Annotated in this window: 7 protein-coding genes and 2 pseudogenes; 2 read left to right on the forward strand and 7 right to left on the reverse strand. The window is 51.2% G+C overall.

Features of this window, described 5'->3' with window-relative positions; all coding sequences use genetic code 11:
• From EXE44_RS22065 to EXE44_RS15655, 6 genes are all read right to left on the reverse strand, one after another.
• On the reverse strand, positions 1-730 hold a 730-nt coding region (locus EXE44_RS22065), incomplete at its 3' end, for a transposase (RefSeq protein WP_199241227.1).
• 456 nt (positions 731-1,186) lie between these two features.
• Positions 1,187-1,570, reverse strand: a complete 384-nt coding sequence (locus tag EXE44_RS22070; protein WP_369333759.1) for a DUF5658 family protein — start codon at positions 1,568-1,570, stop codon at positions 1,187-1,189.
• A gap of 1 nt (position 1,571) precedes the next feature.
• Positions 1,572-2,165 (reverse strand): response regulator transcription factor, encoded by a 594-nt coding sequence (locus EXE44_RS15645; RefSeq protein ID WP_137706227.1) that lies wholly within the window; start codon positions 2,163-2,165, stop codon positions 1,572-1,574.
• Between the two features lie 10 nt (positions 2,166-2,175).
• Positions 2,176-2,499, reverse strand: coding sequence for a HalOD1 output domain-containing protein (locus tag EXE44_RS22075; protein WP_158293471.1), 324 nt, complete (start codon positions 2,497-2,499; stop codon positions 2,176-2,178).
• A gap of 158 nt (positions 2,500-2,657) precedes the next feature.
• A complete protein-coding gene (locus EXE44_RS15650; protein ID WP_137706226.1) occupies positions 2,658-5,366 on the reverse strand; it encodes a response regulator in 2,709 nt (902 codons plus the stop codon).
• A 24-nt stretch (positions 5,367-5,390) separates the two neighbouring features.
• On the reverse strand, positions 5,391-9,842 hold the full coding sequence (locus EXE44_RS15655; RefSeq protein ID WP_137706225.1) for a PAS domain S-box protein: 4,452 nt from the start codon (positions 9,840-9,842) through the stop codon (positions 5,391-5,393).
• 430 nt (positions 9,843-10,272) lie between these two features.
• Between EXE44_RS15655 and EXE44_RS22080 the strand changes: the two genes are divergently transcribed.
• Together EXE44_RS22080 and EXE44_RS15665 are read left to right on the forward strand one after the other, a co-directional pair.
• Positions 10,273-10,674, forward strand: coding sequence for a hypothetical protein (locus EXE44_RS22080; protein WP_137706252.1), 402 nt, complete (start codon positions 10,273-10,275; stop codon positions 10,672-10,674).
• Between the two features lie 132 nt (positions 10,675-10,806).
• A pseudogene (locus EXE44_RS15665) lies at positions 10,807-10,977 on the forward strand (type II toxin-antitoxin system PemK/MazF family toxin); the annotation flags it as partial.
• Between the two features lie 461 nt (positions 10,978-11,438).
• Here EXE44_RS15665 and EXE44_RS21460 read toward each other — a convergent pair.
• Positions 11,439-11,546: pseudogene (locus tag EXE44_RS21460) on the reverse strand (metal-dependent hydrolase); the annotation flags it as partial.

Below are 11,546 nucleotides of genomic sequence, written 5' to 3' on the forward strand. Positions count from 1 at the left end.
CGTTCGCAGCCAGCCGCTCGCGAAGTCCGAGATACGTCTGTAAGTCCCAGTAGGCGTTCTCGTGTATCTCACAGCCCTCGCCACGTTCCAGCGAAAACGCCGGGAACACGATGCGGCTGACGTGTCCGGTGATCTTCTCTGCCTGCTCCAACGTAGTTTGATCATTCGGGTCTGACTCACCAGACTCGTTCCCGTGGTATCGGAGCTTTCGTGCCGGCTCACGCGGAACCGCGACACCTACATTCTGTGCTTTGATGAGAATCGTTCGAGCCGCTGTCTCGACAGTCTCTCGGAGGTCAGGGGTGAACCGCTCGTGCCAGCTTCGCCACAGTGTCGATTGGTACGGGATCGTCTCGAACCCCAGTTTATCGCGGAGTTCAGGGCGGTTCCTGAGGTAGCCAACGAGTGCGGTTTCGTGCTCCCACCCGTGGCATTCTTGCAGAACGAACACCCGGAAGAGAGTGGCCATCTGGTAGCGTGTCGACCCCGCATACTGATCATGGGCGCTAAATCGAAAGTAGGCTAGCGGGAGTGCACAGACGAACTCCTCGATAGAGTCGTGACTATCGTGATCGAACCACGTCTCCGAGACTGTCCGGATATCTGATTCCAGTCCAGCGAGCGACGTTCGATCGTACAGTGGTGTCGAATTGTACGCCGGCCACTCACTATATTGTCGTTGGGCGATTCGTCGAAACACAGTCCGACAGGACTGACTGGTGTAGGGCATCAGTCTATAGAAAGTAGAACGAACTCAAAACGCGTGTTATATTTAATTAAACGGGGGGGGGTGGGGTGGGTGTGCCTCTGACGCTTCGCTGGATACCAGTTTGAGAGGTATCCGGTTCGATTATTATTGAGGAAGAACATAATTCTGAACCCAATAGATGTACCTGATCAATATTGTCAACGTCTAAGTATTGGCCTTACTATCTATAATCCGGCTTTGAGGGGTGAACGGGGCTATGTATAGTGTAACTCGTGGATTGTCTCTGCTAATAGGTGCCAATACTCTATCCAGTTTTAATCCGTGAATTTCCGCAGGGTTAAGCCATCCTCCTATACCGTTTATAAAGTGAGGGTTTGGAGCTTCATTGCAGAAATTAAAGCAGAGAAAGCAGCATAGCAAATGATATAATTAACACAATTGAAACATATAATAATACGCCGACAAACTCGATCAATCTCATATCCAAATGAGTACCATATTATGAAGCGACACAGCGCTCCATACGACCAAAGCTGAAAGGTATGCTACATTGCTCCACAGATCGATATTATGTCTCGATTGTCCGACCCAGGGAAGCAGGTATTCACCAAGAAAGAATAATAACACTAGTGACACCGACGAGAGAAAGAATAGGCCGGGGATGATTCCGAGAGTCTCAACAATAAGTACGACAATCGGATTGGCTTCTCGCAGTCCGATGCTTAGCCCATAGTACGTGAGACTCGCATCTATAGCTCGTACGAAGACCAATCCGATGAGCAGTGGATATTTATTTTCTGCGAGTACTTCGATACTGCTGCTGGTAGCACAATTAGTGGATGCCACGGCTCCTCGCACCATATCAGAACTGCTCTACAGGTTGGGATCCGATACGCTGGTCTCTGACCAGCATATCGATCTGATAATCTGTCTCGAGACGCTGGAGTGTCGTATCAGCTTCTTCCTCCAACTCTCGTATTCTCTGGAGGAGACCGCCGTATCGGTCGTCCTTTTCTAGCTCTGTCTTGTCGAGGTTCGCTTCTAACGTGGCTTTCCTCGCGGTGAGTGAGAGAAGCTCTGTGAGTGAATCTTCGTATGTTAGAACCAGCTCCGCAGCTTCCACAGCTCGAAGAAGCTTCGTCCGGTCGATTGGTTTGAGAAGATAGTCATCCACATCGATGGACGCTAGGTCTTCCGTTGGCTGAACAGCTGTTACCATGATCACCTGCTGGGCATCGCCGCCTTCACGAATTGATTGTAGCACCTCCGTGCCAGAGAGGCCCGGCATTCGACGATCTAAAAGGACAATATCAATCGGTTCCTCAGCGAAGATTTCCAGTGCATCTTCCCCGGAATAGGCCACATGAACCTCGAACTGCTCCTGTAGCCAAATGCCAAACAAGTCAGCGAGATTCTCTTCGTCTTCGACGATCAGAACGGTACTGGAATGGGTCATCTATTCTCACTCACGCATCTCGTTCGACGATGACACGCACCGTTGATGCGTACATGACCGTCACAAGTGCGTCCTGAAAGAGAAACTCCACAGAGGGCATATGACTGGTCTCCTCGACTGTACGAGTTTTGAACAAGCCATCTAATTTGTCTGTATCAACAAATTCGAACACCGGAGGTGATCTACTGAGTTCCGGCCAGTCTTCGACAGCTTCCATAAGTGTCTCAATGACCGCATCCGAAACACGGACAGGTCTATCAAATTCACGCACTATTTGGGAATCTGTACTCCATCCCGTAGGTTCAGACTCTCGGTGCGGAGAGCTTTGGGCCATAAAGAATACATCTATTCTACAATCAAACGTCTTCTACCCTCTAATATCGGGTTGCCAAATTTAATGCCTATATGGAAAGGCCCACTATTTGGAGCCAGTTTTCCGAATGTCGATAAGCAGGACAGCCCGAGTACTGTAGAACGTGATACTGAGGCAGGTCACAGCTCGGTTGAATCCTGATAGAGAGTCGTCAGCAGATTAGACTCAGCAGCTCGAAGATGCTGGTTGAACGTTGACTGTGCGATATCGAGAGTCTTGGCAATCGACGTCGAATCTGCATCCCGCGGCCAATTAAAATATCCTGCGTAGAGCGCCGTCTGCAAGACTTCTTCTTGCCGGGCGGTAAGAGCTCCATCAAGACGTGCTGAGAGAGAGGTATTAGTTTCTCCCCGCTCACTATCCAGTTTGGATAACAGGGTGAGATCGCTGTAGTCTTCCCGGAGTGAACTCAGATATTCCCCGACGTCGACGGTGAATGGCACGGTTACTGAAACCACGATCTCGTTGGACTCGGAAGCGTTTGTGATTTGATTTATCGCAACTCCTTGGTCGGTCAGTTTCTCGCAAAAGCTGCTGTTCCGCACCGGGACTTTACAGTAGATACCATTTCGAGAGTCGCTCAAAATGACCGTCTCTGGATCGAAACCAGCAGCTTCGAACGCCTCGGGGGTCACGTTTTCACCGGTCACTCGCGCGAACAGGAGGTGATCTGGACTCTCAGTCACTACATTCAACACTTCGAGATCCGTCTCCATATCCGAAACAAGAGTTGCAAGGCCAGTATCGTCCTCGAACTGAATTTCGAGAATTGTGCCCCCACCAGATAGAAGCGCCGCCTTTTGCCGGAGTGCTGATATCCCGTGACCTATTATTTGACCGAGCTCTGTGAGGGCTGTCACCTCTTCTTCAGCGAAGGCGTTTGGTAGTTTGGAGTGGACTTCTAATACGCCAAGGATCGACGCCTCGCTCTGTAGTGGTACAGCCACAATCGAGTTGGTGCCATTTTTCAGTGCGTCTTGTTCCCACTCCGTTTCGGAGCGAGCGGTCATTAAGTCGCTCTCCACGACCGAACCTTCAATCCTGTATGCCCGTTCAGCAGGTGGCAATGTAGAGTTACTCCGCTGGGTATTGTCATCTGCTGGAGTGTCGTTCGCCCCCACTTTTTGATATTGGAGCGACTCCGTTTTGGCTCTGACCTCGATCGTATTCGTATTAATATCTTTTTTACCGATCCACGCCCCGCTAATCAGATCCAGATGAGCTAAAGCATTACAGACCTCTTGCTCCAGTTCTTCTCGTGTATTTGCACTGATAACCGTGGCACTTATCGACCGTATCAGTGTATTGATTCGATCCAGTCGTGTCAGCCGTTCGTTTTGCTCGTTTAACCGCTGGTCGCGTTGCCGAAGGGCCGCCTCTTGTGCTGTTCGTTCGAATGCGCTTGCTGCGTTCGCTGCTAACGTCTTTGCCAATTTGTTCTTTCTTGAGGAGATCTCTGACGTCGTGGTCATCCCCACCAACAGAACCCCCTCTGATTCTAGTGAGTAGAGTCGCCACGACGAGAACTCCTCTGCCAACCACTGGCTTGACCGAGTATCTACTACGTCTTCGTCGTCGGGAGCCAACTGTTCCGTTCGAGTCACATAGGTCGTCCAGACTGGTGTGTCTCCTTCAGAGATAGTGGGAAGATCGATTTCAGTAACATCTTCCGTGGATGCGTGTGCTAGTGGGACCAAGCGTCCCGTGTGCTCTTCTCGTGTATATATCGCGGCAAACTCGAATCCGAGTTCACCGACTGCGGCAGTTGTCACGGTCTCGCCGATGCTACGTTCCGAGTCGGCTGTCATTAGATCGCGAGAAACCGCATGCAGGTCCCCGAGCTGTTGTTCATACGCGTACCTCTCTGTAATGTCGTGGTAGTGTTCAATCCGCCCGCCCGCATAGAGACCAGTTTTGATCGGCCCGCTCCAGTACTCCAACCACTGCTGCTCTTTCGAAGCCGTTTCAGGGATACGGACGACGGCTTCGACTTCGGAATGCATATTCTCTAGAGAATGAGTTACGAGGTCAGACAGTGTTTGCTCACCTGAGGGATATTCCTTGTACGATTCAGAAGCAATGCGACTGTAGTCAGACCCTTGGATATCGTCTCTATCAACTCCGAGTAATTCTTCCGTAGTTTCGTTTGCCCACACCACCTGTCCGTCGCGATCAACTACAACGATCCCTTCCTCTGATGTGTCCAGGACGTCTTCAGTGAGGGACTGGTACTGCTGTTGTTCCCTGCGCTCTGCTGCTGTTCGTTGCAGGCGCTCAATAGCCACTCGAAAATCCCTGTCTGGCAGGTTCTGGAGGTACCGTTCGACTTTATCCTCGAGTTCTGTGATTTGGTCTGTGAGTGCCTGGTATTTCGGGCTCGTTTCGAGGGTATCTGCCTCCATGACGGCTTCCAAGGTCGATTGGCGTTCTATCAGCGAGAACAGCTCTTGCAGATCCTCGTTGTACTCGGCACGAGTGAGCATCTGGGAGATAACGTCTTCGAGGTCGTCAGCTTCAACGGGCTTTTCGAGATACGCATCGAATCCCATTTTGACGATATCGAAGTCCGGTGTCACCGCAGAGACGATAACCACCTGGCAGTTCGACTCATATTGTCTGAGTCGCGTGAGAACCTCTCCGCCGGATAACCCGGGCATCATCCGATCCAGAAGAACGATATCGACAGTCGCATCGAACGCCTCCAAGGCTTCTTCGCCAGAGTATGCGGTTTCGACAACATAGCGGTCTGCGAGCCACTCTGCATACAGCTCAGCCAAATTTTGGTCATCCTCGACGACCAGGATTTTTGTGTTTCCGTTTTGGGTCATAGTTTACGACACGATGCCCGGTTTTTATAAGTCCTCTCGAGCCGGTTGGGTGGGGACTTCCAATGTGATCTCACTCCCATCGCCCGAGGTTTCAACTGAAATCGATCCCCCGGCATGAGCCACCAGTGATCGCACCATCCACAATCCGAGTCCCTGCCCGTGACTCAGCGGCGTTTCTTCGCCAGTTTCGAGGAGATTTTTCTCCATTTCCGGGAGTCCAGGCCCAGTATCGGACACACAAACCTCTACCCACCGTTCATCGGCTTGCGAGACACTGATCTGTACGGATGGATGCTCAGTATCGTTCGCTGTGATGGCGTTCTCAACGAGCTCAGAAATCGCCTTGTCAAGTTCACTCGGTATTTGTGATTCTAGATCGTGGTCGGCTGTGATAGTGATATTCGCATTAGCATATTCGTCTTCTTTTTTGGCTTGAATATCCTGAGCTATTTGCTGAGCACTCTGGTAGGAAGCGAGAGCGCTCTCGCTCGTGAGTATATTCTGGAGCTCTTGGGTCTTGTTTGCCATTCTTTCCCACTTGTCGAGAATGTCTCGGATCGTCGCAGCGCGCTGTTCACGAGTGTCTGTCTCTGTGTCCGACGCAAGCAGATCGACATACCCTCTCAGTTTCGTCAGATCATTTCGGATATTGTGCCGCATAATCCGGTGTAAGACCTGGACGTGTTGCCGACGCTGCTCCTGAGCTGTGATATCTCGTGCCTCGAATACCAGGAAGCTAAGCTCCCCGCGCTGGCTTGAGATCGGCTTGACCGAGAAGTCGAAGCTGGCGAGTCCATCAACGCCTTCTGCTTCCACGTTGAACCGAACGAATGAACCCGAAGATGCTTGAGTAACTGCCTGCCTGATTTGAGTTTGCACTTCAGACGAATGCGCGAACAGAGAGTACTCCCAGAGCGGTGTGCCTCTGCTCTCCTCCACACGTATGCCGCCGAACTCTGTGAGTGGGTCGTTTAGCTCGAGGATTTCACCACTCTGGGTCATCAGCCCTGTCAATTGGAACGTTTGATTGAATACGGATTCGAATTTTTTCGTTTGTTCTCTTATATTACTGATGTCACGTATATATAACAGAAACCCACCAATTGCTTCATCGTCAAAGAGATTCCGTCCACGTGCCTCTACAGTAATCCACTCCTCATCCGCATCCATTGCTTGGAACTCTAGCTGAACGCTTGAATCGGAATCCTCCACGGCGGCGAAAAACGCTTCCATTACACGTTCCCGATCCTCAGGATGGATAATATCAAAGACACTCTCTTGATTTAGCTGAGTTGGATCATATCCAAGAACCCGTTCAGTAGAGCCACTAAGATAGGTGAAACACCCGTCGCGATCTAAGATAGACACGACGTCGACTGATTCCTCAACGAACCGCTCTGTTCTACGCCGCTGTTGACGCTGGTTAGTAAGATCTCTGATGACCATCCCGTATCCCAGGAACACTCCATCTTCAGTTTGAAGCGGGACGTATGAGACTTCTGCAGGAAACGACGATCCATCCTGACGGACTCGCTGTCCTTCGTGAGTACTTTCTCCTGCGAGTGATGCCTGTTTTAGTAACCGATCAGCAATCCCACGTTTTTGATCCTGTTCAGGGTGTAACTCTGCTGCTGGCATACCAATTGCAGCTTCTTCGTCATATCCAAAGATGTCGGCTGCTCCATCGTTCCAGCTGTCGATCTGTCCATCGTCATCGAGAAGGACAAAGGCGTATTCCTCGAGACTTTCCGAGAGGATCTCGAATCGCTTCCGCTCCTGTTGAATCTGCCGAATCCGTCGTTTTTGATCCGTTATGTCCGTGGCAATCGCGACAAGTCTCTCTCCAGTTTCGTCATCGGGTATCAGAACAGCATCTGTGTGTATCCATCGCGTTTGTTCGTTGGCATCAATAACTCTGAAATCCGCAGACAAGTCGTTGGTCTCGCCGACTTGTTCTAGTGACTCACGAACACGGTCCCGATCTTCCGGCGCGACGATCTGTACGAACTCTTCATAATTGTCCGGATCATGGCCAAGTAAATCGACAAGCGTGTCGTCGAATGATATCTGATCCGTCTCAAGACTCCACTCTGCAATACCAGTGTCCGTTCCAGAAAGAACCAATTCGAGTTTCCGGTTCTGTTCTGCCAGGCTCCGAGTCCGTTGCCTCCGACCTGTTACGTCCTGCTGTATGCCAATAAACTTCGAAAGCGTCCCATCTACATCAGTGACTGGCGTGACGGACAATCGATTCCAGTATTCACTCCCGTCTTTTCGGTAGTTTTTCAATTCTACTGTCACCGGTTCACCGGCCGCAATCGCCTCTCGGAGCTTCGATATTTCGTCTGGGTCTGTCTCGGGTCCCTGGAGGAAACGTGGATTACGACCCAACGCGTCGTCCTCTTCGTAGCCAGTAATGTCGGTAAATCCTTTATTTACGTACTCGATTGGGTTGCCTTCTCGCTGTGGGTCGGTGATCATAACCCCAACATTCGAGGAGTCAATCGCTTGCTCCTTGAGTTCGAGTTCACGTTCCCGTTGCTGTCTTTCAGTTTCATCGCGCACAGTACACACGAGGGGACCATCATCGATGATAGTCAGAGAGATCTCTGCCGGGAACGTCGTTCCGTCTGGTTGGGATCCGGTTACTTTGCCCCGCCAGTGCCCCTCCGACTCAAGAACAGGGAAGGCTTCCGACTCAAGGCGCTCTACCTCATCTTCGTCATAGAGTATCCGCCAAGAGTTCCCGATGAGTTGGTCAGTATCATCGAATCCATACATATCCACGTGTGTCTCGTCGATGTAGGTGTATTCTCCATCTTCGAGGATGGCGAAGCCGTCTTTCGCATCCTCGACAGCCTGTTGGAACGTCTCCAATTCGCGACGGCGCTGCTCGCGGGGCGTGATATCCCGACTGGAAATAACGAGTGATTCGACGCCTGATTCCCCTGTAACCGGACGGATTGTGCCCGTAACGAACCGCATATTACCGTCCCGATCCGGATGTTCCGCCTGGAAACTGACGTACTTGCCAGCAGCCGCTCGTTCGATCCAGCCTTTAAGATCTTCTTGTAGGTCCGAGGAATGCGACCACCAGTCTCCTTCCCAGAACGGTTCCCCCAAGATATCGGATTTGTCGTTCGAAACGTAGTCTAGCGCTGTTTCATTGACCTCAATCGTCTCACCATCAGTTTCTAATAACGCCACCAGCATTTCGGGGTCTTCGAACACCGACTCGAAACGCCGCTCATTCTCCCGAAGTTCCGCTTGACGCCGATATTTTTCAGACACGTCACGGACAACACAGACAATTCGATCGTCTTCCAAGCGTGTCAGCGATAGTTCAGTCGGAAATTCTTCCTTGCCTTCTGGAGAGGCAGTTACAGTGCCTCTCCACTCACCATCAGATCGGAGCGCTGAAAGCGCCTCATCCTCCATTCGCTCGATTTCAACGGGATCAGTATACAAATCACGCCAAGTCTGCCCGAGTAACTCATCTTGGTCCTCGAACCCGTACATTTCGGCATGCGTTTGATCAACGTACGTGTACTCCTCGTTCTCCAAAATAGCAATCCCATCACTCGCGTTCTCGATGGCCGATTTAAATGACTCTAGGCGACGCCGGCGTTCCCGCTGTTCCGTCACATCTCTCGCAACGGTATGCATATAGGCCGCCCCATCGCGCTCGATCCGACGGTTCGAGAACTCGACATCGATTTTACTGTCGTCGCTCCGAAGTAGTTTCGCTTCAGTGGTTGCTGGTTCGCCGGCTAAAATTTGGTCGTGGTAATCCTGATAGGCATGTAAGTCGACCTCTTCGTGAAGATCGGGAATACGCATCGAGAGGAGTTCCGCTCGCGCATAGCCAGTTAACTGGCAAGCAGCCTGATTCACTTGGACGAAGTTCGCATCTGAATCACTAATGAAAATGGCATCGTTGGAGCCTTCAAACAACGTGTGTGTCCAATCACGCTCGGCCTGTAGCTCCTCGACGTATCGGATTCGTGAAATTGCGTCTTCGAGATTCGAGGCGACGAGTTTCGCCAGTTCTGCGTCTTTCTGGGTAAAGGCATCCACTTCAGTAGCTCCGACACTCAAGACGCCGAAGTCCGAGATTGGCACGAGAATTTCGCTCCGAATCGGGGTGCCTGAATTATACGTGCCGTCGGCCTCGTGGACATCGTCGAACACTTCCGGACGATTCTGTCTGTACACACGCCCCGCGAGAGAATCAACTGGAAGGATAGGTGCATCGCCAATCACCTCTTGTGCCTCAGTTGATTCGGCGATTGGGCGGAGTTCGTTTCCCTCTTCATTGTACTCCCAGATCGCCGAAAGAGGCGCATCAAAATTGAGATCCAACATTCGGACAGCAACGACAGAGACGTCCTCGATAGAACCAGCTTGATTCAGTTCCGAAGACAACTCGAGAAGTCCTGCGGGGGTATGGTCCGTGTACGCGTCTCCATCGCTCATACATCCGATTTTGTTGTTCCGCTGTATTATGTTTTCGCTTAGAGAACCATTTCATATCGGCCCTAATAGAATTAGATCGATAAATATAGGGTACAGCTATTCAGCCTTGAGAATCAATCGTGGTAACAAGATGTCGACGGAAGCAGTTGAGGTACTCGGGCGGAAATACAGCGTAGATATACTGCGGGCGGCGAAGGAACCGCGATCAGTTAGCTGGCTGAGTCAAGAGCTAGATATCCCGATTGCCACCTGTTATAGACGTGTGAAGGAACTTTCTGAGAATATGTATTTAGAAGAGGTCACTGCGGACGAGAGCAGGGATAGAACACAGTACTGTCGAACGGCGGATAGTATTGAACTCAACCTTGCATCTGACGTATTACTTAGCGGCTCTTATTCTTGGGAAACTCGAGAAGTACCAAGAGAAACAATACCGTTAGATTCCGTTACGCTCGATGAGTTCTCCCAAACGATTGATATTGTCGAAGCCTACTTCGGGAGTTTGATCGACGATGTTGCTGTTCATGCATCCATTTCACGCCGGCAGCTTGTGGCGGTGCTGGCACGCGCCCAGCTCTCGGGTCGTCAACTTGACACCGAGGGACTGACCGATAACGGCGATATCATCTATCAGTCGGACGACGAGACACTCTTTTGGCTTGACGGTGATTTCTGGAAGAGTCTGGGCGGGTTCCACTACCTAAGCCCAGACGAGGGACGAGCAGCTAGAGAAGTTCATCGCCGACTCATCGAGGCGGTCGCCGGAGACGTCGCCGACTACAACCGCGAGCGCGATCCGTTTATTCTCATCACGCAAACTCCTGGGTGTTGATATCATTTTATATGCTCCGTTCACTATTCAGTGTATATTGTAAGCTTCGGCCGCTACCGACCGTAGTATGTCGGACAGAAGAAATCCTCGGTCGGGTATCATCGTTCTCACTTCTTGACGGATCGATTGGCGTTACTTGTGGAAGCATCGGACTCACTGTTTGAGAAAGACCCCTTCGTGCGGCTTGACCAAATTCGAGTCGTGTCTGTCGAGAACCGAATCCATTCGGTTGCTGGCAGTCTCGACGACGCGACAATGTGCGAAATCGACGACGCGCTCAAATTAAATCACGGGCTCGACTGATCGAGAGACCCTGTACAAAGAAATCAGTGTCAGATCCGTATGCATTGAGACGGCCAGTCTCAACTTTTGAGTGAGAAGGAGAGATGAAGTCTCTAATCGGTAACAGAAGGCAGGTAAGTACAACCACCATAATAGAGTTGAAATACACACCCACCTCCGGGTAGTAATCTGGCTCTCCTTCTCAGGAGTACATCCTCCAAATAAATCAGAACGGCAAAACGGAGGTGTCCATCGGCGTTTCAGAAACCGACGGACAAAATTCGGATTGCCAACATAAACAATGCTACCAAACACAGTGCTGCCGCGAACAGTATTGGAATCTGTTTTGCGTCCATTGTCACCTGTCACTGGCTTTTCTTGGCCAGTGACGTTTCGGAGCTCAAGAGCGTATAAAATAGACACCCGCGCGCCGGGGTGACGCTCAGAAATCTACGTTCAAAAATGGTCATACAGCATACCCCCTACACCGGAACCGCCTCACCGGCGACGAGCGCGACCGCGACGACGACGCCGCCCACCCCGAGGAGTCCGTAGTTCGCGAGCGGGTTCGCCGCCGTGAACAGGTCGAG

The sequence above is a fragment of the Halorubrum sp. SS7 genome, from assembly GCF_005435055.1.
Taxonomy (GTDB): Archaea; Halobacteriota; Halobacteria; order Halobacteriales; family Haloferacaceae; genus Halorubrum; species Halorubrum salinarum.

Bases quoted from the DNA above. Each gene is read 5' to 3' on its own strand.
- EXE44_RS15650 (WP_137706226.1), bottom strand. From the start codon at position 5,366: ATGACCCAAAACGGAAACACAAAAATCCTGGTCGTCGAGGATGACCAA.
- EXE44_RS15655 (WP_137706225.1), bottom strand. From the start codon at position 9,842: ATGAGCGATGGAGACGCGTACACGGACCATACCCCCGCAGGACTTCTC.
- EXE44_RS22070 (WP_369333759.1), bottom strand. From the start codon at position 1,570: ATGGTGCGAGGAGCCGTGGCATCCACTAATTGTGCTACCAGCAGCAGT.
- EXE44_RS22075 (WP_158293471.1), bottom strand. From the start codon at position 2,499: ATGGCCCAAAGCTCTCCGCACCGAGAGTCTGAACCTACGGGATGGAGT.
- EXE44_RS15645 (WP_137706227.1), bottom strand. From the start codon at position 2,165: ATGACCCATTCCAGTACCGTTCTGATCGTCGAAGACGAAGAGAATCTC.